Genomic DNA, 22,226 nt, shown 5'->3' on the forward strand with positions numbered 1-22,226 from the left:
GATTCCGTTCCGTGAGGGGTGATCAGGCGGCTTCGGCGGCGTTGCCCACGCCGAGTCGCTCCAGGAGGTCGGCGCGCAGTTCCGCGAACCGGGGGTCGGTGATGTCGCGGGGGCGGTCGAGTGCGACGCGCTGCTCGTGCGCGATCACCCCGCCGTCCATCACCAGGACGCGGTCGGCCAGAAGCACGGCCTCCTCGACGTCGTGCGTGACGAGCAGGACCGCGCAGCCGCGCCGCTGCCACAACTCGCCCACCAGGCGCTGTGCCTTGATCCGGGTGAGCGCGTCGAGCGCGCCGAACGGTTCGTCGAGCAGCAGCAGATCTGGCTCACGGACCAACGCCCTGGCGAGGGATGCGCGTTGGGCCTCGCCACCGGAGAGGGTCTTGGGCCAGGCATTCGTACGGTGGTCCAGGCCGACCTCCTTGAGCGCCCGCTCGGCGACCGCGCGGGCCGGCTTTCCCGGCAGTCCGAGCAGCACATTGCGCCACACCCGCTTCCACGGCATCAGTCGTGGCGCCTGGAAGGCGACGGCCTTGCGGCGCGGCACCAGGACGGTGCCCTCGATGTCGCGGTCGAGGCCGGCGAGGACGCGCAGCAGGGTGGACTTGCCGCAGCCGCTGCGGCCGAGGAGTGCGACGAACTCACCGCTGTGGACGTCGAGTTGGAGTCCGTCGATCACGGCACGTCCGTCGAAGGAGCGGGTCAGGCCCGCCACGTGCACGGCCTGCACAGCCTTCGTGGACTGGTTGGCCTGTGTGGCCTGTGTGGCCTGTGTGGCCTGAGGGTTCACCGGCCGGTGAACGTCGGTCGCCATTGCAGCAGCAGCCTTTCGAGGGAGCGGACGATGAAGTCGGCGAGCAGGCCGAGGAAGGCGTAGACGATCAGGCAGACCACGATCACGTCGGTCCGCAGGAAGTCCCGTGCCTGCACCATGAGGAAGCCGATGCCGGAGTCGGCATTGACCTGCTCGGCGAAGACCAGGGCGAGCCAGGCGATGCCGAGCGAGTAGCGCAGGCCGGTCAGGGCTCCCGGCAGCGCACCGGGCAGCACGACGTGCCGCACCAGCCCCCACCTGGACAGCCCGAGCGACTCCCCGGCCTCGATCAGCTGGGCGTCCACGCCCCGGATACCGGCGTACACGTTGAGGTACAGCGGGAAGGTCACACCGAGCGTGATGATGGCGACCTTGGGGGCCTCGCCGATACCGAACCAGATGATGAACAGGGGGATCAGCCCGACGAAGGGCACGGTCCGCAGCATCTGCACGGGCGCGTCCACCAGGTCCTCGCCGATCCGGAACAGGCCGGAGACCAGGGCGAGTGCGGTCCCGACGGCGGTTCCCAGCGCCAGTCCGGCGGCGACACGCTGGAGGGACGTCCCCATGGCCGAGGGCAGTGAACCGTCGGTGATCAGATCACCTGCCACCTGGGCGATACGACCCGGTGAGGCGAGGACGTCGGCGGTCAACACGCCTGTGGCACTGAGCAGTTGCCACAGGATCAGAAGCAGGACGGGGCCGGCGGTGCGGCGCAGCCAGCGGGGGACACGAGTGCGGCGGGAAGAGGTGCCGACGAGGGATTCGAGCTCGGGCGGGGAGGGGGTGTCGATGTCGGAGTGGTCGGCGACGGAGGCGGACTGGGTGGACTTGGTGAGGTCGTCGCCGTCACCTGATATAGCCGAAATATCCGGCTCGGGAGAGCTGGGCGGGGCATGGCTGATGCTCATGGATGCTCCACGGAATGGTCAGCGACCGGTGGGATGCGCGCCTGCGCGCCACCTCGCCTCACACGGAGGTCGGGCGTGCGGACAGGGCGATGCCGCGAAAGCGGAAGGGGTGAGCGAGGGGAAGGGCGTCAGCGGCCGCGGCGACACGCGGCGGAGGCCACCCGCAGCAGGTCGATGTGACCGCGCGTGGTGAGCAGGGCTGAACGCAACATGCCGCAGAAAGTAGCCAGATGGCGCGGTCATGGTCAACGGTGTCTCGCGAAGTGGACCTCGCGTATCACGCCGCGATCGTCGCCTGATGTGTGAACTGCGGCGTATGGGCGAGGATGGAGGGCATGTCAGACACCTTCACCACTCGAGTTCTGAACGTCGCCTCCGGCTCCTCGGAGCGGGTCGTGGACCTCACCCGTGACTGCGAGGCCTTCCTGCGGGAGACCGCGGCCGGCCGCGACGGCCTGCTGAACATCTTCGTGCCGCACGCCACGGCCGGGGTCGCGGTCATCGAGACGGGCGCCGGCAGTGACGACGACCTCCTGGCCACCCTGCACACCCTCCTGCCCGCCGACGACCGCTGGCAGCACCGCCACGGCAGCCCCGGCCACGGCCGCGACCACGTCCTCCCGGCGATCGTCCCGCCCCATGCGACGCTGCCGGTGGTGGGCGGGCGGCTGGAGCTGGGGACCTGGCAGTCGGTGTGCCTGGTGGATACAAACACCAGCAACACGGAACGTCGAGTTCGGTTGAGCTTTCTCGGCTAGTACTCGAGTCCGACTTCGCGATCTTGTCAGGGGTGTAGCGCCCGGCGGGAGGTCTGGTGCTGCACGTACATCGCGTTGTGGGTCCGGGGATGCCGCCATAAGGTCGCAGGTACGTCTCTACGTTTTCATAGGCGTCAGGCACTGCCGGGAGCGATGCGCGCCCGTGACAACACTGCGGTGAGAGCCCTGCGCCCAGCACTTGCTGCGCTGGACAACGCTGAGGCGGTGCCCGGAGACGAAGTTGAGCTGCGCCGCTCGGCCCTTGAGTAGTCGCCGGTTGGTGCCGGCGTCACCGAAGCATCGCGGCGTGAGCTGAGTGAGCGCAGTGTCCGGGTGCCCATCTCCGCGTCCGCGGGTTGAGCCTGAACGGGCATGCAAGTTGCAGCCGTTGGGGAACCGGGACCACTGAGGATCGCAACATATGTCCGGTTGCTGGCGTCGTCGTCTGTGCGGTGGTGGCGGTCGCTTCTCAGAGCGACTGCGGATCGCAACACGTTCACGACTCAACACATCCGGTGGGTGAGGTTCGCACGCCGTGTCGGCGGTGGACTTGAGCACGAGCGCGGTTCGTGCGGGGGTATTTCAAGGTCCTCGTCGATGCCGAGCTGAACGTGGTCCGGCAACGTGGGCGTGATGTCAGGAAGCGAGCAGGTCGGCGAGTTCCGATCGTGAGCTGATGCCCAGCTTGGGAAATGCGCGGTACAGGTGGTGTCCGACGGTGCGCGGGCTCAGGAACAGTTGCGTGGCGATTTCGCGGTTGGTGGCCCCGGTGGCTGCAAGCCGGACGACTTCGCGTTCCTGCGCGCTCAGGCGGCTCATGGGTGAGTCGGGGGCCTCGGCCGGGTCGTGGGTTTCGCCGGCTGCCTGCAGTTCTGTGCGTGCCCGGTGGGCCCACGGCCGTGTGCCTAGTTCGTCGAAGAGCTCCATTGCGGTGCGCAGGTGATCGCGGGCGTCGAGCTTGCGTCGCGAGCGGCGTAGCCACTCGCCGTAGAGCAGTTCGGTGCGGCCCCGGTCGAAGTCGCTGCCGTCGTCGTGCAAGTCCAAGGCGGCCAGATAATGCTGCTCGGCCTGTGTGTCCGGGCTGGTCAGGGCCGCGCATCGGCGGGCTTGCGCCGCGAAGTGGGGCTGCTGGAGGTCGGCCGCCCATGTCGTGAGCTGTTGCGCGGGCTCCTGCGCACGCTCCTGGTGGCCGGCGCGAACGGCGGCCTCGATCAGATCGGGCAACAGGGGGCGCGCCAGGAGGGGGTGACCCGCCGCCTGCCGGGCCGCGGTCAAATGTTCCAGCGCGGCCTGGGCTCGCCCGAGGCCGAGGTCGAGGAGCCCCAGCGCCCACAGCGCTTCCGCCGTGGCTCGTCCGACATCACGGGGACGGGTGTAGTCCAGTGCCTGGTCGGCCAAGTCCTGTGCCTTCGGCTCATCCCCTCGAACGGCGGCGAGGAGCGCCAACAGGGCGCGCAGGTGGGCGGCTCGGTGGTCGAGGTCGTAGCCATCGGCCAGCCTCAGTGCTTCGGTTGCATGTGCGTGCGCGTCGTCGTGTCGGCCGAGCGCCAGTTCCACTTGGGCGCGCAGATGCAGCGTGGTGGGCAACCATCCGCCGATGCCCTGCTCGCGGCAGTGGGTGACCCCGGCGACGGCCAACTCGTGTGCGGCCGCGTGGTCGGCGACCAGATGGCAGTAGATGCCGGTCATCAACCGGTCCATGAGCGCGCTGTCGGCGAGCCGACCGGCCCGTACTAGATCGTCCAGTGTCCGACGTGCGCCAGGGATGTTGCCGGCAAGCAGTTGGGCGGGTACGGCCAGCACGGGGAGGAGGGGCGTACGGACGCTGATCTCGGCTATGAGGGCTGGGTCGCCGGCGGCGAAAGCCGCGTGGATCGCGTCGGTCAGCAACGGGGCGATCTTGTCGGGGCGGTCGGCGGCGACCGTGTCGGCGCAGTCGGCCAGGATGCGGGCGGCTTGACCGGGGCTGCCGTAGCCCAGTTCGACCACGGAGCGAACGCGGGCGAAGTCCGCTGCCATGCCCGGGTCCTGGAGTGGCAGCGGCACCCGTTCGGTGAGGTGGCGACACCGTTCGTCCTGGCCGGCCTCGCTCGCCTTTTGCGCGGCGTTGATCAGCCGGCGGGCGCGTTGCTGTGTATCGGCGGTGAGGTGGGCGGCTCGCTCGTACGCGGCGGAGGCGGACGCCATTGCCTGCCTGCTGCCCGCCCACACGGCGACCCGTTCCAACTCTGCGGCGACCTGCTCATCCGGTCCGGTCGTGGCGGCGGCCAGGTGCCAGGCGCGTCGGTGCGCGTGCTGCGTGCCGTCCAGCACTGCCACCAATGCTTGGTGCAGTGCCAGCCGCCGGGCGAGCGGGGTCTGCTGGTAGACGGTGAACCGGATGAGGGGGTGCCGAAATCGCAGCTTCTGTGCGGAGACGAAGATCAGTCCGGCGCGTTCGGCGGGCTCCAGATCCCCGAGCTCTCCGCCGAGGCGGTCCGCGGCCGCCAGCACCGTGGGGAGGTCCCCCGTGTCGTCGCCGGCGGCTACCGCGAGTATGCGCTGGGTGGCCTCGGGGAGGCGGCGGAGCTGCTGTGCGAACGCGGCCTGCAGCCGGCTCGGCGGCGTCAGCTGCGCATCTGGCAGCGCCAGCGGTCCCAGTTGTCCGGCCCGCTGTGCCGGGGTCAGGGCGGCGGCCAGTTCTTGCAGCGCCAGTGGGTTGCCTTGGGCCTGGTCGATGATCCGCTCGGCGACGGGGGGCGCAAGGCCGGGCAGCAGCGCCACGGCCGACCGCCGGTCGATGCCGGTGACGTGTACTCGGGGCAGTGCCCTTGATCCGCTCTCCGGGGCGATGTCGCGGGTGGTGAAGAGCATGGCGATGCCTTCTGCCCGTAGCCGCCGGGCGGTGAACGTCAGTGCGTCCGCGGACGGTTGGTCGATCCATTGCAGGTCATCGACAAGGCACAGCAGGGGACTCTCCGCTGCGGCCTCGGAGAGCAGTGAGAGCGTGGCGAGCCCGATGGTGAGACGATCACGCACGGTCTCGTCGCTCAAGCCGAAGACGGCCCGTAGGGCCCCGGCCTGGGGTGCGGGAAGCCGGTCGATGAGGTCCAGCAGCGGCAGGAAAAGCTGATGGAGCCCGCCGAAGGCGAGCTCCATCTCCGACTCGATGCCCTCGACCCTCAGCACGCCCATGCCTTCCGCGCGGGCGACCGCGTGCTCGAGGAGGGTGGTTTTGCCGATGCCGGCCTCACCGTGCAGGAGTTGGGCGCTGCTCTTTCCACGGTGGGCGTCGGCGAGCATCCGTTCGATATGTCGCCGCTCTTGTTGACGTCCCTGCACCGCACACTCCCCGCCCCGGTCCGCGTGCCCGCCGCGACCGAGCACATGATCACCACTGTATGTCCGGGGAGATGTCCCCGGCGATGGTGGTCACGGCAACGCATGCGAGGACGGCGGTGAGGTCGGCAACGGACAACCGAGCAGGGGCCACCGGCCCTCGGGCGGGTACGCAGGGATCAGCCTCCCTGTGTGCGCCCTCGGGGTGCTCCCCCTGTTCTCGCGTGTCGGCGGTGCGGCTCAGGCGGTTTCGAGGAGCGGCCAGATCTCGACCGTCTCGGGGGTGGAGAGCGCCTTGGCGAGTTCTACGGCTTCCGCACGGTCAGCCACGTCGATGACGAACCAGCCGCCAAGGGTCTCCTCACCGGCGTGCGCGGGCCCCTCGGCCACGGTGGGGGCACTGTCGGTCGCCTTGCGCACGGTTACCGCGGTGGGGGGATCGGTTGCGAGGGCATCGCCGCTGATCAGTTTGCCTGCCGCCGCGATCTGACCGATCCAGGTTTCGTATGCCTTTCGGTGGGCGGCCCGATCAGACTTGATCCCGCTGCGTGACTCGTGGGTCTCGAATATCACGAGCGCGTACTTCATGGGCGTCTCCCTTTGTGGTGTGCTGCGTCGTCTGCACTTGCTGTTACGCGGAAGGTGCCGAGAGGCCCAGTTGGGCCGCCGGAGTCTGGGGCGCGGTGATTCGGGCGAGTGTGCCGAACTCCAGTGCTGTCCACAGGGCTCCGTCCGGGCCCAGGGTGATGCCGTGCGGCTCCGAGCCGTCGGTTGGCAGGTCGTGCACGGTGATGATGCCGTCGGGGGTGATGGAGCCGACGCGGTTGCCGGCCCACTCGGTGAACCACAATGTGCCACCGTGGCCGGGGGTGATGGCATGCGGTCGGGAGGTGCGGTCGGGCAGCGGGAACTCGGTGATCAGGCCATCGGCGGTGATCCGGCCGATCTGCCCGGCGCCGATCTCGACGAACCAGAGCGCCCCGTCGTGCCCGGCTGCGATGCCCACCGGGGCGGCGGACTCAGTCGGGAGATCGTGGAGCGTGATGGTTCCGTCCATGCCGATGCGCCCAATCGCGTCGGCTTGGTTCAGGGTGAACCACATCCCGTCGTCGGAGCCGGCGGTGATCGCAGAGGGGAAGGCCCCGGATATCGGCAGCGGGAACTCGGTCACCTGGCCGTCGGTGGTGATCCGGCCGATCCGGTCGGCACTGGTCTCGGTGAACCACAGTGCCCCATCCGGCCCGGCGGCGATCCCGAACGGCCCGCATTCAGCCGTGGGCAGTGCGAACTCCGTCACCTTGCCGTCAAGCGTGATCCGAGCGATGCGGTGTGCCCGGTGCTCGGTGAACCACAACGCGCCGTCCGGCCCCAAAGTGATGATCGTTGGCCCGCACTCCGGATCGAGTTGATGGATCGTTGGCTCCTCTCCGGGCACAAGCCGCCCAATCCCTCCGCAGTGGACCAGGGTGAACCACAGCGCCCCGTCCGGGACCGTGGTGAGCGCATAGGGGCCGCTCGCGCGATCGGTTACGGCGAACTCCTCGATGAACACTGGCATCAACTTTTCACTTCTCTCCATACGATGTGCGCCCTCCCACCCCATGAGACCTGGGGTCCGGCGGGTCCGTCCTCAACTGCCGCTCTGTCCAAGCTGTTTGCCGATACTTTCGATCTCGGCCGGGGCCCCCGCCAAGATGGTGCGGGTGTGTTCGGTGACCAGGTCGGCGGGCCAGTCCCACCATGCGGCGTGCAGGAGGCGCTCGATGTCGGCATCGGCGAAGCGCTGCCGGATCGGCCGGGCCGGGTTGCCGCCCACGATCGTGTAAGGGGCGACGTCGGCGGTCACTACCGCGCCGGCCGCGATGATGGCACCATCTCCGATCCGCACGCCGGGCATCACCGTCACCTGGTGCCCGAACCACACATCGTTGCCGACCACGGTGTCGCCGCGGCTGGGCATGACGGTGACGATGTCCAGGGTCTGTTCGGCCCACCGGCCGCCGAACATGGTGAAGGGGAACGTGGACACCCCCATCGTCGGATGTTCGGCGCCCGCCATCAGAAACTTGGTGCCCGCGGCGATGGCACAGTACTTGCCGATGATCAGACGCTCCGGCCCGTAGGCGTAGAGCACGTTGCGATGCTCGAAGTCCCTCGCACCCTCGGGATCGTCGTAATAGGTGTACTCGCCTACGACGATCTTCGGTGAGGTGATCAACGGTCGAAGGAACACCACACGGTCATGCGCCGGCAGCGGGTGCACGGTGGTCGGATCGGGAGACAGCGCAACGTCCTTTATCAGTGGGGCCGGTGGTCGGTATGAGACGGCAACTGCGTCGCCGCGTGAGGTGGCGCTTGTTCTGCAGTGTGCTGATCGTCCGGTGCGCTGGATGTGTCGCCCCAGGCCTTCACGCCACCGGCGCTGAATAGATCAGGCGGATCTCCGAAGTCCGGTAGCCGGCGCGGGCGAAGGCCGCGGCCATCGGCGCATTGCCGGTGTCGGTGGTGGCGGTGATGAGCTCGGCGCCGCTGTCCGCGTGGACGCGGGTGATCTCGGCCAGGAGATCGTCCACATAGCCGCGGCCGCGGAACTCGGGCACGACGCCCAGATAGCCGACGTTGCGGGCGTACGGCGTCGCGGACGGGAGAGCAAGCCCCACGACCTGCCCGTCGGGGGTGTGCGCCAGTCGCCACCACTCGCGCCGGCCGGGGCTACCGAGGTAGAAGTCCATCTCGTCGCGGGCGGTGGCTTCGGCGCCCTTGGCCGCGATGTTTCTGCGGGTCTCGTCGTCCAGGCTACCGACGGCTACCCTCCGGAACAGCTGGAGGAACTCCTCGTCCGACGCCGGGGCGAAGGCCAGCCGGCCCTCGGCACGGGCAAGGCCGGCATCGGGTGTCCACTCCAGACGCAGCCGTTCCACCTCGTGGGTGAGCCCGGCCGCTACGGCGGCCTGGCGCCGCCAGCGCACGGCAGCCGCTGCGGCTGGATTGTCACGCCAGCCGACGGGCAGCGTCAGGTTGTACAGGGGAAGTCTCGGCGCACCGTGGTCGGCGAAGGCCCGCAGCCCGGTGCTCAGCAGCTCGGCTGCCACTTGCGCCCGGTCGGGGAGTGCGGGGTCCACGTGCAGGCAGTCCAGTGCGACGGGGTGAGCGCTGTCCGCCCGTCCCCACCAAAGGGCTCTGGCCCATACCTGCCCGTCGTCCTCGGCGATCCAGGTCCACTCCGGGCGGTACATTCCCTGCCGCATCTCGGCAAGGTAGCGGTCGGCGCCGATCCAGCCCACCGGCTCATCCACGATCACTTCTACGATGCGCTCTTGATCGGTCTCAGTCGTTGGGCGAAACAACACGGGTGCTCCTACTGCTTGGTGTATGTGGTGACGGTCGCGCCGGTGGTGAAGATTCGGGAGCCGGTCAGTGTGAAGACGGCAGGGCCGAATGAGGTGTGGAACAGGGGGATGCCTTTGCCGAAGACCACTGGGTAGCGGTGGACGATCAGCTCGTCGATCTCCCCCAGCAACTGCCCGGCCAGCACCGCGCCGCCGCACAGCCAGATGCCCCTGCCCGGTTGCTGCTTCAGTCCGCGGATGAACACCGCCGGGTCGCCGGCAACAACGTCGACGCCGGGAGCGGGCTGTTCGAGGGATGAGGAGAACACGTACTGCCACAGGTAGGGATACGGGCTGGTGACATTGGTCGCCAGAAAGGATTCGTAGGCACCGCGCCCCATGACGACCGTGTCGAACCTCCTGTTGGCTGTGCTGACGACACCCAGCGACCTGCGGACGTGGTCCGGGATGGTCTCGGGGTACTCGGCGAGGATCGCGGCCTTGAGGTCGCCGTCGAAGCCGGAAGAGTCGCACTGTCCGTCCGGACCGGCGATGAAGCCGTCAACACTGCAGCCGATGGAGTACGTGAGCAGACGCATGCGGGTCCGATTCCGATCCGTTGCTACCAGGGACGAGATGACACTAGGCACCCTGTTTCAGGAGGGCATCGGTCACCGCGACGTAACGTGACCCACCGCGCAGGCGACAAATGTGGCGTGGCATCAGTAGAGACACCAGCAGGCCGGCCCCGGCAAGTCTCCCTGATGCCCGACCGGCCCAACCCGCAGTCGCTTCGTTGTAGCCGGGGCGCGCCGGCGGAGCCTCGGTGTGTGGCGGGCTGCGACGGCGTGCAGCTTCGGTGTGTGCGGCATTCCGCGAGTTCTCCTCAGCCTCGCTGGGTCGCTGGCGCAGTGGCCCATACGCGGACCACGCTGTTGTGGCACCGCGTAGCGGTGCCTGCGGGGGCGGGAGCAGATCGACGGTGTTGGCTTCGCTGTCGCCGAGATCACCAGCTTCATCGCTGAGACCGGCTTCGTACCCGAAGCGCAGTAACTCCGCTCATTCAAGGCCAGCAGCGCCTCTGAGAGGGCATCTGATCTTGGTTGGCGTTGCCCTTGTCTGGAGTCGGGTGACCAGGGTGTCAGTGGGTCGTTGCAGGGCTTGTGATTCCTCGACGGCCGGACCGGCTTCCCGTGGGAGTACCTGCCACACGACTTCCCGCCGTACAAGACTGTCTACGACTACTACGCGAAGTGGGAGGCTGATGACACCACGCAACAGGTCCACGACCTCCTACGTGACCGGTCCCGCCGGGCTCAAGGGCGTGCGGTAGCACCGTCCGCGGCCTGTCGCACCCTCCCGCCGAGGACTTCTACCACCGCGTCGCTGCGGTGCGCACCCGGACCGCGTTCGCGAACCCGCCCGCCGTACCGTGGGACCGTCCCGAATTCGAGTTTCGCATTCCTTCGGGATGACGCGGTGTGCCGGTTGGCGGGGCACCGGCTTCGCCTGCCTGGTGGCCGGCATGCAGGAGCCGCTGGACGCCGCGCGCTCCGTGGGTGCCGTCGGCCTCTGCCCTGACGGGGGGATCGTCTGCGCGAGCGGCCTCTCCCGGCGACTCCCTCGCCTCCGGCACTCCCATGGCCGCACATCCACGGCGTGCGAACCGTTGTCACGTCGGCAATGGGCCTCGTGCGGCAGCGCTCGAGCAGGGACACCTCCCGCGGCGCCGGCGGCAAGTCCCGAAAGGCGGGCGAGGCCCGCAAGCTCGCCGAGGCCCGCAGGGCCGCCCTCGTGCGTCGCAACGGCTGAGAGTCGTTGCCCTGGCAGCCTGGCCACGGGATCGACGACCCTCGGCCCGGCCCGAAGCCGTCCTGTGTGCCTCACCTACGAAGTCAACGCTTTTGGCCGCGAGAGGGATGCCCGCCGAAACGGAGCAGGATGATGTTGCCGGCGCCTCGAACTGCGCCCAGCATGACAAGCTGTGTTTGCCCCCCGAACCCAGGAGGTCACCATGACCGCAGAGCCCGTATCTACGGAAGGTTCGGAGCCGGCTGCCCCCGAGACGTCCCCTCTGGAGCCGGACAGCGACGGCAACTACGACCTCAAGCGCAAGTTCCGCGAAGCCCTCGCGCGCAAGCGCGGTGCGCAGGCGGATGCCGCTGCTGTTGCCGCCAAGTCCGGTGCGTCGAAGGTGCGTTCGGCGCACGGCCCGGCTGCGAGCCAGCGGTCGTTCAGGCGCAAGAGCGGCGGCTGAGTCGATGAGTCCCGCGATCTGACCGCTTCACCGGCACTCGCGCTATCGACTCACGCATCCCGTGCTGTGGCCCGCGACGTGCGCATGCCCGTGCGCGCGTCGCGGGCGGGGCGTAGCCGGAGGACTCGTCTGGGAGGAATGGCCCAGATGCGGTTGGCTCGGGTCGGTGGCGCCGCCGAACTGGAATTCCGGGATGAGGGCACTGCCTTGTCCGAGAGTAAGCGGCGTGTGTCGCCCGCCTGGCGTGCCCTTGCTGGAGTGAGCCAGGGGGCTGGGCACGGTGCGGCGGGCCGGAGCGGAGGGGACCGGCTCCTTCGGGGCGGCCCTGTGGGCAGTTGCTCTCTCCCGGGCAAGAGCCCGTCTACGCTGAGGGTTGCCTCAACGGAGGTTGGCGGACACCAACCAGGACAACCCCGACCGACAGGTTCGGCTGAGCTTCCTGGGCTGAGCTTCCCGGGCCGATCGGAGAGGCGCGGGTGCCTCACCGCCGACGTGGGCCGGACACAGCCCCGCCGTCCGTCACGGCCGTACGCGCTCCCCCGACCCGCACTGGCGGACCAGCTGGGGACCTCCGGGCGCCGCCTCGACCGACGGCAGGGTCGGGCCGTGAGCCGTGGGCGTACCGTGTCCCTGGAGGCGGGAGAGCTCGTCCGCGCAGCGCTGGAGGGCCACCTCCAGGACCTCCGGCATGTGGAGGCTGCCGGCGCCGTCCGGTGGGACCAGCCAGCGCAACGCACCCCAGCGGCAGTGCGGCGCGGGAGCCGCGATCCAGGTGCCCGAGCCCAGCAGGCGGACGCCGGTGCCGATCCACACGGTCTGCGGCTCGGGAGGCAGCAGGAAGCCCACATGCCGGCGCCGGGTGTCCAGCAGACACGGGCCGGGCTCCAGCAGCGGCAGCTCCTCCAGGAGATCGGCGACCCTCAGCCCCAGCTGCTCCGGCACGATCAGCACGTCCCAGAACCGCCCGGCCTCCAGAAGCGCGACGCCCGTGCTGCCGTTCTGCCACTCCTGCTTGCAGGCGCCGGGGTCCTCCGAAGCCGCGGCCAGCCACTCCATCGACTTCGTCCACTCCGTGAGTGCCATGAAAGAGCCTCCCTGTGGTGCGCTGACGCGCGGTTGATGCCCTAGTGCACCGGGTGCCCGGTGTCGCGGCCATACGGGGGGAGCCCAATTCCCCGTATGGGGCGAGCGCCCGCGCGCCAAACAGGCAGGTAGCAGGGCGTGCGCCCCCGTGCTGACGGAGTACGCCGGGGCCGGGCGCGGGCGCCGGGTCCGCCCGGCGCCGCTCTTGCCCGCGGTGTCACCACCCGTACCCTGTCCGTGCTCGCGCTGCGCTCGGCCTGCCTCGGTGGCATGTGCCGGGCGCCGCCCAGCCTGTGCGTTACCAGTGAAGGTTTGTCACCGTTTTAGGGTGTTTGGTGTGGTGCGCTGGTTCCAGTCGTTTCATAGACCGTCGACGGTGGGGACCGTCGCCTCCGGCGGCGTACCCGAGCAGGACCTCGTCGTGCCGTCCCGGCTCGCCGCGCTGCGCACCGTGCTGACCCGGATCGGCACCACACTGGACGAGGACGCCACCTGCGCCGAACTCACCCGCGAGGTGGTCCGCCAGTTCGGCGGCACCGCGGCGGTACTGCCCCTGGACCGCGAGACCGAAGCGGAGTACGAGGCCGTCAGCGGTGACCCGGCACTGCTGCCCGGCGTCCAGTGGGCCATCGCCGCCGCGCGGGAGGCCGACGCGCTGGGGGAGGCGGCGGCCCCCATCTCCCACGTCTCCGCCCGCGGCGCCCGACCGGCGCTCTGCGTGCCGCTCAGCACCGACGGACATGCCTACGGCGGACTGGTGTGCGCCCGCGACGGGGCGGCGTTCACCCCCGCGGACGCCGAGTTCCTCTGTGTCCTCGCCGAACGGGCCGCCTCCCACATCCGGCACGCCCGGGAACACCAGCAGGTCAGAGGAATCGTCGGCAACCTCCAGCGAGCGCTGCTCGCCGAGCCCGGCCGACCGCACCCGAACCTGGACGTCGCCATCCGCTACATGCCCGTCGGACAGAGCGCCCTGGTCGGCGGCGACTGGTGCGAGACCGTCCGCCTGCACTTCGGCCGCACCCTGCTCGTCGTCGGCGACGTCATGGGACACGGCATCGAAGCCGCCGTCGACATGACCGCGTACCGCTCCTCACTGCGCTACATCGCCTCCGCCGACCTGCCGCCGCACCGCGTGCTGCGCCAGCTCGACGACAGCGCCGCGGCGGATCCGGACCGCCGGCCCGCCACCTGCCTGATCGCCCGTGTCGACCCCAACCGGGGCCAGGTGACCCTGGCCAGCGCCGGCCATCTGCCGCCGGCCGTGATCGACGAGCAGGGCGCCACCACCCTGCTTCCGGTACCGGTCGGCCCACCCCTGGGCACGGGCTTCGGCGGCTACGAGCCGGCCACCTTCCAGCTGAGCCCGGCCCAGACGCTGGTGCTGTTCACCGACGGGCTCGTCGAGCACCGCGGGGAGGACATCGACCAGTCCCTGAACCGGCTGGCCGGCGTCGGCTTCGAGCCCACCGCCGACGTCGAGGAAGTCATCGACACCGTGCTGGCCCGCCTCGACGCCCGGCACGCGGAGGACGACGTCGCAGTCCTCGCCGCCCAACTGCACGAGCGAGCGCTGCGTGGTGCCGGCGAAAGTCTGTGAACCGTGTCGGCCTCACCAGGCTTCGTCGCCGTAATGTGCGCCCGACACATAGTCGCCGTCGTACTGTGCGCCCGACACATAGGGGTCGTGCCGTCGTCGTTCTGACGGCACCGTCGGCAGCGCCGTCGGTGGCAGGCTCGCCTCGCGCAGTGCGTCGCACCATGGGCAGGCGGCGGGGTCGTCACTGTCGTTCCGGTCCATGCAAGCGGATCCTGTCTTGTTCGAGGAGGGGTGGTGTGGTTCGAGCGCGCCATGACTCCATCCGGGGGACCGGCTCACTCGACCGGGTGGTAGCGGGGGTGGCCGGCGTACCACCGGCGCACACCCCGGCGTTGCCCCGGCATGGACAGCTCTGAATCGGCGCGGCGCGTCCTGAGAGGCGAAGCCGCACCCGTGTCGTACGTCGTACCGGTCACCGGTGTGCGGGGTCAGCCGTCGATCTACGCGGCGCTGGTCGCCGAGTGGCGTGCCCAGGGGCGGGCGGTCCCCGGGCGCCGGGACACGGCGTGGGACGGCGTCACCGCGCCCGAGGGCCAGGGGCAGGCGGTCACCTCCTGGGCGGTCGGCCCCTGTGCCGGCCTCGCACCGGCCGTCGACAACGGCCCGGCCCGCGCGCTGTACGCCGACGAACCCGGCCATGTGCCGGCCGTCGTCGTGCCCCGGGGCCTGCCGGGGCCGATGTTCGTGTGGGAGGGGAGCGCGAGCCGCGGACGCGTCGGCGTCGCCGATCCGCTCACGATCGACTGACGCCGACCGTGGCGGTCAGCGCGCCACCCGCCTCGCGCAGCGCCAGCCGCATGACGTCGGGGTCGTACAAGGCTCCGGTTCCGTCGGGCGGCATGAGCCACTCCAGCCGCCAGCCGCCGGCCTGGTACGGCGGCGGGGCGGCGACCCACGCCCCCCTGCCGACATGACGGACGCCGGCGCCCGCCCACTCGGTGCTCACGGCGGGCGGGACGAAGAACCCGACCCGGCGCGCACCGCTGTTCATCAGGACCGGTCCGCGCGCGATGCGTCTCGCGCGCCCCAGTAGATCCAGCGTGCTCAGACCCAGCTGCTCGGGCACGCTCAGCACGTCCCACAGCCGCCCCGCCTCCAGCAGCACTGCGTCCGCGCCCCGGTCCCACTGTCGTTTGCACCAGCGAGGATCCGCCGCGGCCGCCGCGAGCCACTCGACGGCCTGCTTCCCCATCGCGCGCTGCATGTCCTACCCCCAGCAATCTCGGTTCCCTGCCCGTTCAGGGCCCCTCATGCTGATGGATATTTCTATGCGCCGGAAGGGGTGGCGCGGCGTGGCGTTTGCAGTTGATCCGTACGATGTTCGCAGGTGCGTTCGGTGTCGCTGTCGGTGTCGGTGTCGGGATGCGTGGCTTCCGCTTCCGTACGTCGCCGCGTGTAGCTGACCGTGCATCCGTTTCACGCGTTTTACGGTTGTCTGATGCGACTTGTGCCTAGATGGGCCCTGCTCTCGTCGGGATGTGCGCCTGTCGTACTGATCGCAGGCTGGGCGATCGCGGCGCAGCTCGAAGGGCCCGCCTACGACCCGGCAAGGCAGACGATCAGTGCCCTGGCGTCCTACGGTGCTGCGGGTTTCTGGGTGATGACCGCGGCGCTGGCCGCCCTGGGTCTCTGCCACCTGTTCACCGCTCTGGGGCTGCGTGCCGCCGCGCTGCCGGGGCGGGTGGCGCTCGGCGCCGGGGGAGTGGCGGCCTTCGTGGTGGCGATGATCCCGCCGCCGAGCAGCGGGGGGTCCCTGCGCCACGGTGCGGTCGCGGCCGTCGGCTTCACCTTGCTCGCCGTATGGCCGGTGCTGGCCGCCGATCGGCGGGGCGCAGGACCCTGGGCGCTTCGGGTCGTGCCCTCTGTCACGGCGACGGTCCTGATGCTGCTCAGTGCTGCCTGGTTCGTGCTCGAGATGCAGCAGGACGGACCGGCCGGCGTCGCCGAACGCCTCGTGACGGCCATTCAGTCCGTGTGGCCCTTCGTGGTCGTCGCCTCTTGTCTCCGGCATCGATACACCGACGGTTTTCGTGCCGAACGGAATCGCATGTGAGGTCCGGAAACCACTCCCCTGGAAGGCGGTGGGTGGGCGCGCCCGGTTCCCTAGTGCCGATGTGTCCTGTATCACTCTTCTGGGCTTGAGTGCGGTGCAGGGGTGTTGTGCGTACCCCTCCGTGACGAGTGGGCCCAGGATGCGAGGATGAGGGCCGTCATGACAGCTGGGTGGGGTGTGCGCACGATACGGGCCGCGGTGTTCGCGTCCGTCTGTGTGCTGCTCGCCGCCCTCGGCCACGTGCTGATGTCGGGCGCGAGCGTCCCGTGGTGGACGCTGGCGGCCGGTGTGCTCGTGACGGCCGGTGCCGGCTGGTGCCTGGCGGGCCGAGAGCGCGGACTCGGGCTGGTCGTGTCCGTCGTGGTCGTGGCCCAGGGTGGGCTGCACACGGCTTTCGAGTTCGCCCAGTCGTTCGCCGCCACCGCGCAGGTCGGCATGGGAGTCATGCCGACCCACATGGGGTCCATGAGCTCCATGAATTCCATGAACTCCATGGGTTCTACGGGGACCATGGGTGCGGGGCATATGGACATGGCTCACGTGGGTGCGGAGCACATGGGCATGAGCCACATGGGCTCCGGCCACATGGGCGCCGCGCACACAGGCATGGCCCACATGGATGCCGGCCACACAGCCATGGGCCACGACATGACCGGGACCTCATCGTTCGGCATGCTCGCCGCCCACACCCTGGCCGCGCTGCTGTGCGGCCTATGGCTGGGCCACGGTGAGCGTGCCGCGTTCCGCATCCTGCGGGCTGTCGCCGGCTGGCTGGCCGCGCCGCTGCGGCTGGCGTTCACCCTGCCCGAACCGCCGCACCGCCCCCGCCTCAGGCCACGGCGCGGACGCTCCGACCGGGCACCACGCCTGCTGCCGCTCGTTCACACGATCACCTCTCGCGGGCCTCCGGCAAGGATCGCTGTCGTCTGAGACAGCCGGTTTCCCGAGGCCGCACGGCCACGACGTGGACACGATTCGTCGACGCCGACCGTGCCCTTCGGGCCCCGGCCGTACCTGCCGTACGGCCGTAACCCTTGCTTCCCGGACTCGCGCGGTCCGGCGGTGCCCGATCCGTCGCGCACCGCCGTACCCCGGCGCCCGGTGGTGACGCCGTCGCGTCCGCCGCCGTGGCCGAGTCCGGTCTACCCGAGAAGGACTCAGGTGATCACTCCTGCTCTGCCGTCCTCGCGCGCCACGCGCGTGAGGCACACGATGGCGGACGACACGTCGAGAACGGCCGCCGGCGACGAGTCGACGACCGCGTGGGCGTTGGCCGCCGGCGGCGGTGACCCGGACGCCGCCGACCGTTTCGTCCGCTCCTTGCACCGTGACGTAGTGCGGTACGTGGCACATCTCTCCGCCGATCCGCAGGCCGCCGACGACCTGGCGCAGGACACGTTCCTGCGGGCGCTCGGCAGTCTGCACCGGTTCGAGGGCCGCTCCTCGGCGCGCGCGTGGCTGCTGTCCATCGCGCGTCGCGCGGTGATCGACAGCCACCGGTACGCCGCCGCCCGGCCACGGCTGTGCGACACCGACGACTGGACGCTCATGGCGGAACGCGCCCAGCCGACCGGCCTGCCCGGCTTCGACGACGGCATCGCGCTGCTGGACCTGCTGGACGCGCTGCCGGACGAGCGTCGCGAGGCGTTCGTCATGACCCAGCTCGCGGGTCTGCCGTACGCGGAGGCGGCCGAGATGAGCGACTGCCCCGTCGGGACGGTCCGCTCACGCGTGGCGCGCGCTCGGGCGACCCTCGCCGAGCTGCTCACGGAGGCCGAGGCGGACGCCGTGGCGGAGGCCGAAGCGGTTGCTGTGGCCGCCTGACCACGAACCCGGTGTCGGTTCCCCGCCGGGAACCGGCACCGGGTTCGCCCCGACGGTCGCAGTGCACGATTGCGCGCGCCGGAACGACGTTCGCGTCCCCCCCCGGAGAGGGTCGATCAACTGAGGCCCTGCTCACGTGAGTTGGCCGCAGCATGGACGATGGCGAGGGCGGTGCGCCACCGGCGTTGTCAGTGTCCCGTGTTATCCAGGAGAGGACCTGGGAGGTGACTGGATGCTGATCGACACGACCGCCCCGCTGGCCCGTGCCGTCGTGGAGGCGATCCGGACCGGTGACGTGGCGGCGCTGCGGGATCTGCTGACCGCGCATCCGGGACTGGCGACGGCACGGGTGGGCAACACGAGGACCACGCGGACGCTGCTGCACATCGTGACCGACTGGCCCGGCCACCTGCCCGACGGCCCTCGGACGGTGACCGCGCTGGTCGCGGCAGGCGCCGATGTGAACGCCAGGTTCACGGGCGCACACCGCGAGACCCCGCTGCACTGGGCGGCCAGCTGCGACGACGTGCCCGTGCTGGACGCACTGCTCGACCTGGGCGCGGACATCGAGGCGGACGGCGGTGTGATCGGCGACGGCACACCACTGGCGGACGCGGTGGCCTTCGGACAGTGGCAGTGCGCACGGCGCCTGGTGGCACGCGGCGCCCGTACCACCCTGTGGCAGGCCGCGGCCCTCGGCGAATTGGACCGCGTCGCCGCCCGCTTCACCTCCGACTCCGACCGGCCGGCCGCCGAGGAGGTCACCGCCGCGCTGTGGTGCGCCTGCCACGGCGGGCAGCGTTCGACGGCCGACTACCTGTTGCGCGCGGGCGGTGACCTCAACTGGATCGGCCACGACCGGCTGACTCCGCTGGACGCCGCCCACCGCGAGAATCACCACACGCTGGTCGCATGGTTGCGCGAGCAGGGAGCGAAGTCCGCAGGGGAGTTGGCCTGACGACGGACGCGTACGGCCCGGGGTCGGCCCGTCGGTGAAACCGTGCGGCCCGGCGAAGACCCGCACGCTCCGCCGACGTGCGGCCCCCCGCGCACGGGTGAAGACTGGGTCACGGCGGGGCGGTCCGCCCTGCCGACATCGACACGTCGACAGACCGACACGAGGTGCGAACGGATCCGCGCACCACGCCCCCGCAAGCCCGCCCGGACGTAAGGCGCCGTCATCCGTCCGCGGCTCGCCGTCCTCACTTTCAGGGAGCCGGCCATGGGCGGCATCAACGGAACAGCACTGGAAGGCCTGCGCGAGGCGCTGCGCGGACCTGTCATCACGCCGGGCGACCCCGGCTACGACGAGGCGCGGGGGATCTACAACGCCATGATCGACCGGCGTCCCGCGGCCATCGCGCAATGCGTGGACGTGGCGGATGTGCGAACCGTTCTCTCCGTCGCCAGGGACACCGGAGCGGAGTTCACGGTGCGCGGCGGCGGCCACAGCGGACCCGGTCTGTGCCTGGCGGACGACGCGCTCGTGCTCGACCTGTCGACGATGCGCGGGGTGCGTGTGGACCCGGGCACCACGACCGCGCAGGTGGCCGGCGGTGCGCAGCTGGGCGACCTGGACCACGCGGCCCACACCTTCGGCCTGGGCGTGCCGACCGGCATCATCTCGATGACGGGCGTGGGCGGCCTCACCCTCGGCGGCGGCCATGGTCATCTGACTCGCAGGTACGGCCTGACGATCGACAGCCTGCTGTCCGCCGATGTCGTCCTCGCCGACGGAACCTTCGTCACCGCGTCCGAGGACGAGCACCCGGAGCTGTTCTGGGCACTGCGGGGCGGCGGCGGGAACTTCGGTGTTGTCACCTCGTTCACCTTCCGGCTGCACCCGGTCGGCACGGTGGGCGTCGCGGTGACGGTGTGGCCCGTCGACCGCACCCCGGAAGTGCTGCGCTGGTACCGGGAGTTCCTGCCCGCCGCTCCGCCGGAACTCAACGGCTTCTTCGCCCTGTTCACCATCCCGCCCGGGCCGCCGTTCCCCGAGCCGATCCACGGGCAGAAGATGTGCGGTGTCGTCTGGTGCTACACCGGCGACCTGTCGGGCGACGGCCTGGAACAGGCGCTGACCCCGGTGAACGAACCGGCGCCGTCCGCCTTCCACTTCACCACGCCGATGCCCTACCCCGCCCTCCAAGGCATGTTCGACACGCTCATCCCGAAGGGCTACCAGTGGTACTGGCGCGGGGACTTCTTCGACGAGATCTCCGACGCCTCGATCGACGTACACCGCAAGTACGGCGAGAACCTGCCCACCGAGCTGTCGCTGATGCACCTGTACCCCGTGGACGCCGCGGCCCACGAGCCCGGCGCCGACGACACGGCCTGGGCGTACCGGGACGCCACGTGGTCCGGGGTGATCGCCGGGGTCGACCCGGACCCCGCGAACGCCGAGCGGATCCGGCAGTGGAGCGTCGACTACTGGAGCGAGCTGCACCCGTATTCCATGGGCGGCTCCTACATCAACTTCCTCGGCGAGGGCGAGAGCACGGACCGTGTCCGGGCCACCTACCGCGGTCACTACGACCGGCTCGCCGCCACCAAGCACACCTACGACCCGGACAACTTCTTCCACGCCAACCAGAACATCCCGCCGGCCGCCGGATGATGCCCTTCACCCCGTCGTTCACCCGGGTGCACGGCCTGGGGTAGGGTCCCCACGGGTGTTCGGCTACTCACTGGTAGGGCGCCGGTGCGGGGAGTGTCGGAGGGCGACGGAACGATGGAATCGCAGGTGGGCGAAGGCGGATCGGTGGGCGTCGACGGGACCCGCCTGGAGGAGATGACGCCCCAGCCGCTGCTGACCCGCGACTACGAGGCGCGCCCCTCGCTCGTGTACGAGCGGCTGCGACAGCAGCACGGACCCGTCGCCCCGGTCGACCTGCTGGGAGTTCCCGCCTGGCTGGTCCTCGGCTACCGCGAGTCCCTGCGGGTGCTCCAGGACGACGAGGGCTGGCCGAAGGGACTGGAGAACTGGCGGGCCCGCACCGACGGCGAAGTACCCGCCGACTGGCCGCTCGGGCCGTCCCTGGAGGTCAACCACGTACTGATCCAAGGGGGCCCGGGATACGGGTCGCTGCGCTCGGCGTGGGACGCGGCGCTCAAGCCGTTCCAGGATCCCGGGAACCCGCAGGCGAAGCGGCTGAAGGCGGCCGTCACCGTCTACGCCGACGAACTGATCACCCTCGTCGGACAGGGCGGCGGCACGGGCGTCGCGGACCTGTCCGCGCAGTTCTCCCGCCCGCTCCCGCTGATGGTGGCGAGCCACCTCCTCGGCTTCCCCGGGTCGCAGGGCGACGACGCCCTGATGGACATGTGGCGGGTGCTGGACGCGGGCCCGGACGCGGAGCCGGCCCTGGAACGGCTGCTGGCGACACTCGCGGAACTCGCCGCCGTGAAGCTGAAGGAGCCGGGCGACGACTTCCCCTCCCATCTGCTCGCCGCTCATCCCGGTCTCTCCCTCGACGAACTGGCCCGTGAGCTGTTCATGCTGCTCGGCATGACCTCCGACCACGTCGGCATCCTCATGTCCAACACCGTGGTCGAGGTCATCGCCGGCGACGGCGACGGCGACGGTGGCGGCGTACGGGCCAGCCTGTCCGCCGGGATGATCCGGGAGACCATGAACCGGGTCGTGATGCGCAAGCCACCGCTGGTGAACTTCGTCCCGCGCTTCGCCGCCGAGGACACCCCGCTCGGCAACTACACGATCCGCGCGGGCGACCCGGTCTGGGTCTCCTCCGCCGCCGCGCACGCCGACCCGCTCTTCGCCGACCATGTCGCGGCCGGCAGCACGATCAGCACCCGGGCCCACCTGTCCTGGGGCGCCGGCCCCCGCCAGTGCCCCGCCCGAGCGCTGGCGTCCACGGTCGCGGCCGTCGGCGTCGGCCGGCTCTTCGAGCGGTTCTCCCATCTGGAACTCGCCCTGCCCGCCGACCAACTGCCGTGGCGTTCCTCGCCGTTCATGCGTGGCCTGCGTTCGCTGCCCGTACGCTACGAACTCGCCCCGCTGCCTCAGCGGGCGGCGGCACTCGACCCGCCGGCGGCAGTACGACCGGCCGCGGAGAGGACCGAACCGGTGCTGCCGGACCAGTCCGCTCGGCAGCGCTCGTCGCTGTGGCGCTACCTCACGGGCCTGATCCGCGGCGGTCGCTGACCGCGGCGCGGCCGACGGTTGCCCGGTGGTCTCAGGGCCGCGTCAGTGGGCGGCCCGTGATCGACTGGAGGCCGGTCCTGCACCGGCGTACGGTCGAATGGTGGCGGGCAC

At 70.4% G+C, this 22,226-nt stretch carries 22 protein-coding genes and 2 pseudogenes; 12 read left to right on the forward strand and 12 right to left on the reverse strand.

Features of this window, described 5'->3' with window-relative positions; all coding sequences use genetic code 11:
* Positions 1 to 22: 22 nt before the first annotated feature.
* The 3 genes from ACIQWG_RS01625 to ACIQWG_RS01635 all read right to left on the reverse strand — a co-directional run bounded on the left by ACIQWG_RS01625 (position 23) and on the right by ACIQWG_RS01635 (position 1,937).
* The gene (locus ACIQWG_RS01625) at positions 23 to 814 is read right to left on the reverse strand and encodes an ABC transporter ATP-binding protein (RefSeq protein WP_404089091.1); all 792 of its coding nucleotides are present in this window, start codon (positions 812 to 814) and stop codon (positions 23 to 25) included.
* On the reverse strand, positions 787 to 1,725 hold the full coding sequence (locus ACIQWG_RS01630; RefSeq protein ID WP_404089093.1) for an ABC transporter permease: 939 nt from the start codon (positions 1,723 to 1,725) through the stop codon (positions 787 to 789). The genes ACIQWG_RS01625 and ACIQWG_RS01630 overlap by 28 nt, the downstream gene beginning before the upstream one ends.
* Positions 1,726 to 1,853: 128 nt before the next feature.
* Complete coding sequence (locus ACIQWG_RS01635) at positions 1,854 to 1,937, reverse strand: putative leader peptide (protein ID WP_313884353.1); 84 nt, start codon at positions 1,935 to 1,937, stop codon at positions 1,854 to 1,856.
* Positions 1,938 to 2,060: 123 nt separating this feature from the next.
* On the opposite strand from ACIQWG_RS01635, the gene ACIQWG_RS01640 reads away from it, so the two are divergent.
* Positions 2,061 to 2,483, forward strand: coding sequence for a secondary thiamine-phosphate synthase enzyme YjbQ (locus ACIQWG_RS01640; RefSeq protein ID WP_404089095.1), 423 nt, complete (start codon positions 2,061 to 2,063; stop codon positions 2,481 to 2,483).
* Between the two features lie 636 nt (positions 2,484 to 3,119).
* Here ACIQWG_RS01640 and ACIQWG_RS01645 read toward each other — a convergent pair.
* From ACIQWG_RS01645 to ACIQWG_RS01670, 6 genes are all read right to left on the reverse strand, one after another.
* A complete protein-coding gene (locus ACIQWG_RS01645; RefSeq protein WP_404089097.1) occupies positions 3,120 to 5,849 on the reverse strand; it encodes an AAA family ATPase in 2,730 nt (909 codons plus the stop codon).
* 192 nt (positions 5,850 to 6,041) lie between these two features.
* Positions 6,042 to 6,389: a YciI family protein gene (locus tag ACIQWG_RS01650; RefSeq protein WP_404089099.1), complete on the reverse strand. Its 348-nt coding sequence runs from the start codon at positions 6,387 to 6,389 to the stop codon at positions 6,042 to 6,044.
* 43 nt (positions 6,390 to 6,432) lie between these two features.
* Complete coding sequence (locus ACIQWG_RS01655; RefSeq protein ID WP_404090754.1) at positions 6,433 to 7,359, reverse strand: virginiamycin B lyase; 927 nt, start codon at positions 7,357 to 7,359, stop codon at positions 6,433 to 6,435.
* 72 nt (positions 7,360 to 7,431) lie between these two features.
* Positions 7,432 to 8,085, reverse strand: a complete 654-nt coding sequence (locus ACIQWG_RS01660) for a CatB-related O-acetyltransferase (protein WP_404090757.1) — start codon at positions 8,083 to 8,085, stop codon at positions 7,432 to 7,434.
* 124 nt (positions 8,086 to 8,209) lie between these two features.
* Positions 8,210 to 9,097 carry a GNAT family N-acetyltransferase gene (locus ACIQWG_RS01665; protein ID WP_404089100.1) on the reverse strand — a complete coding sequence of 296 codons (888 nt, stop codon included), beginning with the start codon at positions 9,095 to 9,097 and terminating at the stop codon, positions 8,210 to 8,212.
* A gap of 62 nt (positions 9,098 to 9,159) precedes the next feature.
* Complete coding sequence (locus ACIQWG_RS01670; RefSeq protein WP_404089102.1) at positions 9,160 to 9,729, reverse strand: dihydrofolate reductase family protein; 570 nt, start codon at positions 9,727 to 9,729, stop codon at positions 9,160 to 9,162.
* Between the two features lie 592 nt (positions 9,730 to 10,321).
* Here ACIQWG_RS01670 and ACIQWG_RS01675 point away from each other — a divergent pair.
* The 3 genes and pseudogenes from ACIQWG_RS01675 to ACIQWG_RS01685 form a co-directional block, all read left to right on the forward strand.
* Positions 10,322 to 10,405, forward strand: a pseudogene (locus ACIQWG_RS01675) (transposase); the annotation flags it as partial.
* Between the two features lie 68 nt (positions 10,406 to 10,473).
* A pseudogene (locus ACIQWG_RS01680) lies at positions 10,474 to 10,605 on the forward strand (GNAT family N-acetyltransferase); the annotation flags it as partial.
* Positions 10,606 to 11,144: 539 nt separating this feature from the next.
* Positions 11,145 to 11,387, forward strand: coding sequence for a DUF5302 domain-containing protein (locus ACIQWG_RS01685; RefSeq protein ID WP_404089104.1), 243 nt, complete (start codon positions 11,145 to 11,147; stop codon positions 11,385 to 11,387).
* Between the two features lie 519 nt (positions 11,388 to 11,906).
* Here the strand turns inward: ACIQWG_RS01685 and ACIQWG_RS01690 are convergent.
* A complete protein-coding gene (locus ACIQWG_RS01690; protein WP_404089106.1) occupies positions 11,907 to 12,470 on the reverse strand; it encodes a hypothetical protein in 564 nt (187 codons plus the stop codon).
* A gap of 376 nt (positions 12,471 to 12,846) precedes the next feature.
* Between ACIQWG_RS01690 and ACIQWG_RS01695 the strand changes: the two genes are divergently transcribed.
* Positions 12,847 to 14,070 carry a PP2C family protein-serine/threonine phosphatase gene (locus ACIQWG_RS01695; protein ID WP_404089108.1) on the forward strand — a complete coding sequence of 408 codons (1,224 nt, stop codon included), beginning with the start codon at positions 12,847 to 12,849 and terminating at the stop codon, positions 14,068 to 14,070.
* Between the two features lie 12 nt (positions 14,071 to 14,082).
* Here ACIQWG_RS01695 and ACIQWG_RS01700 read toward each other — a convergent pair whose 3' ends face one another.
* Positions 14,083 to 14,271, reverse strand: a complete 189-nt coding sequence (locus tag ACIQWG_RS01700) for a hypothetical protein (protein WP_404089110.1) — start codon at positions 14,269 to 14,271, stop codon at positions 14,083 to 14,085.
* 141 nt (positions 14,272 to 14,412) lie between these two features.
* Between ACIQWG_RS01700 and ACIQWG_RS01705 the strand changes: the two genes are divergently transcribed.
* Positions 14,413 to 14,817, forward strand: a complete 405-nt coding sequence (locus ACIQWG_RS01705; RefSeq protein ID WP_404089111.1) for a hypothetical protein — start codon at positions 14,413 to 14,415, stop codon at positions 14,815 to 14,817.
* On the opposite strand, the gene ACIQWG_RS01710 is transcribed toward ACIQWG_RS01705, so the two are convergent.
* On the reverse strand, positions 14,804 to 15,274 hold the full coding sequence (locus ACIQWG_RS01710) for a hypothetical protein (protein ID WP_404089113.1): 471 nt from the start codon (positions 15,272 to 15,274) through the stop codon (positions 14,804 to 14,806). The genes ACIQWG_RS01705 and ACIQWG_RS01710 overlap by 14 nt on opposite strands.
* A gap of 234 nt (positions 15,275 to 15,508) precedes the next feature.
* Between ACIQWG_RS01710 and ACIQWG_RS01715 the strand changes: the two genes are divergently transcribed.
* From ACIQWG_RS01715 to ACIQWG_RS01740, 6 genes are all read left to right on the forward strand, one after another.
* Entirely contained in the window at positions 15,509 to 16,123 is a 615-nt protein-coding gene (locus ACIQWG_RS01715; protein WP_404089115.1) for a DUF998 domain-containing protein, read from the forward strand.
* A 159-nt stretch (positions 16,124 to 16,282) separates the two neighbouring features.
* The gene (locus ACIQWG_RS01720) at positions 16,283 to 17,053 is read left to right on the forward strand and encodes a hypothetical protein (RefSeq protein ID WP_404089117.1); all 771 of its coding nucleotides are present in this window, start codon (positions 16,283 to 16,285) and stop codon (positions 17,051 to 17,053) included.
* A 231-nt stretch (positions 17,054 to 17,284) separates the two neighbouring features.
* Complete coding sequence (locus tag ACIQWG_RS01725; protein WP_404089119.1) at positions 17,285 to 17,947, forward strand: sigma-70 family RNA polymerase sigma factor; 663 nt, start codon at positions 17,285 to 17,287, stop codon at positions 17,945 to 17,947.
* A 232-nt stretch (positions 17,948 to 18,179) separates the two neighbouring features.
* Positions 18,180 to 18,905, forward strand: coding sequence for an ankyrin repeat domain-containing protein (locus ACIQWG_RS01730; protein ID WP_404089121.1), 726 nt, complete (start codon positions 18,180 to 18,182; stop codon positions 18,903 to 18,905).
* Between the two features lie 264 nt (positions 18,906 to 19,169).
* Positions 19,170 to 20,567 carry an FAD-binding oxidoreductase gene (locus tag ACIQWG_RS01735; RefSeq protein WP_404089123.1) on the forward strand — a complete coding sequence of 466 codons (1,398 nt, stop codon included), beginning with the start codon at positions 19,170 to 19,172 and terminating at the stop codon, positions 20,565 to 20,567.
* 114 nt (positions 20,568 to 20,681) lie between these two features.
* Positions 20,682 to 22,115 carry a cytochrome P450 gene (locus tag ACIQWG_RS01740; RefSeq protein WP_404089125.1) on the forward strand — a complete coding sequence of 478 codons (1,434 nt, stop codon included), beginning with the start codon at positions 20,682 to 20,684 and terminating at the stop codon, positions 22,113 to 22,115.
* Positions 22,116 to 22,226 lie beyond the last annotated feature (111 nt).

This window comes from Streptomyces sp. NPDC098781, assembly GCF_044759995.1.
Classification (GTDB): Bacteria; Actinomycetota; Actinomycetes; order Streptomycetales; family Streptomycetaceae; genus Streptomyces.

Excerpts from the sequence above, each read along its gene's own strand:
- ACIQWG_RS01625 (WP_404089091.1), bottom strand. The coding sequence starts at position 814 with ATGGCGACCGACGTTCACCGGCCGGTGAACCCTCAGGCCACACAGGCC.
- ACIQWG_RS01630 (WP_404089093.1), bottom strand. The coding sequence starts at position 1,725 with ATGAGCATCAGCCATGCCCCGCCCAGCTCTCCCGAGCCGGATATTTCG.
- ACIQWG_RS01635 (WP_313884353.1), bottom strand. The coding sequence starts at position 1,937 with ATGTTGCGTTCAGCCCTGCTCACCACGCGCGGTCACATCGACCTGCTG.
- ACIQWG_RS01640 (WP_404089095.1), top strand. The coding sequence starts at position 2,061 with ATGTCAGACACCTTCACCACTCGAGTTCTGAACGTCGCCTCCGGCTCC.
- ACIQWG_RS01650 (WP_404089099.1), bottom strand. The coding sequence starts at position 6,389 with ATGAAGTACGCGCTCGTGATATTCGAGACCCACGAGTCACGCAGCGGG.
- ACIQWG_RS01655 (WP_404090754.1), bottom strand. The coding sequence starts at position 7,359 with ATGCCAGTGTTCATCGAGGAGTTCGCCGTAACCGATCGCGCGAGCGGC.
- ACIQWG_RS01670 (WP_404089102.1), bottom strand. The coding sequence starts at position 9,729 with ATGCGTCTGCTCACGTACTCCATCGGCTGCAGTGTTGACGGCTTCATC.
- ACIQWG_RS01685 (WP_404089104.1), top strand. The coding sequence starts at position 11,145 with ATGACCGCAGAGCCCGTATCTACGGAAGGTTCGGAGCCGGCTGCCCCC.
- ACIQWG_RS01690 (WP_404089106.1), bottom strand. The coding sequence starts at position 12,470 with ATGGCACTCACGGAGTGGACGAAGTCGATGGAGTGGCTGGCCGCGGCT.
- ACIQWG_RS01700 (WP_404089110.1), bottom strand. The coding sequence starts at position 14,271 with ATGGACCGGAACGACAGTGACGACCCCGCCGCCTGCCCATGGTGCGAC.
- ACIQWG_RS01705 (WP_404089111.1), top strand. The coding sequence starts at position 14,413 with ATGGACAGCTCTGAATCGGCGCGGCGCGTCCTGAGAGGCGAAGCCGCA.
- ACIQWG_RS01710 (WP_404089113.1), bottom strand. The coding sequence starts at position 15,274 with ATGCAGCGCGCGATGGGGAAGCAGGCCGTCGAGTGGCTCGCGGCGGCC.
- ACIQWG_RS01715 (WP_404089115.1), top strand. The coding sequence starts at position 15,509 with ATGCGACTTGTGCCTAGATGGGCCCTGCTCTCGTCGGGATGTGCGCCT.
- ACIQWG_RS01720 (WP_404089117.1), top strand. The coding sequence starts at position 16,283 with ATGACAGCTGGGTGGGGTGTGCGCACGATACGGGCCGCGGTGTTCGCG.
- ACIQWG_RS01730 (WP_404089121.1), top strand. The coding sequence starts at position 18,180 with ATGCTGATCGACACGACCGCCCCGCTGGCCCGTGCCGTCGTGGAGGCG.
- ACIQWG_RS01735 (WP_404089123.1), top strand. The coding sequence starts at position 19,170 with ATGGGCGGCATCAACGGAACAGCACTGGAAGGCCTGCGCGAGGCGCTG.
- ACIQWG_RS01740 (WP_404089125.1), top strand. The coding sequence starts at position 20,682 with ATGGAATCGCAGGTGGGCGAAGGCGGATCGGTGGGCGTCGACGGGACC.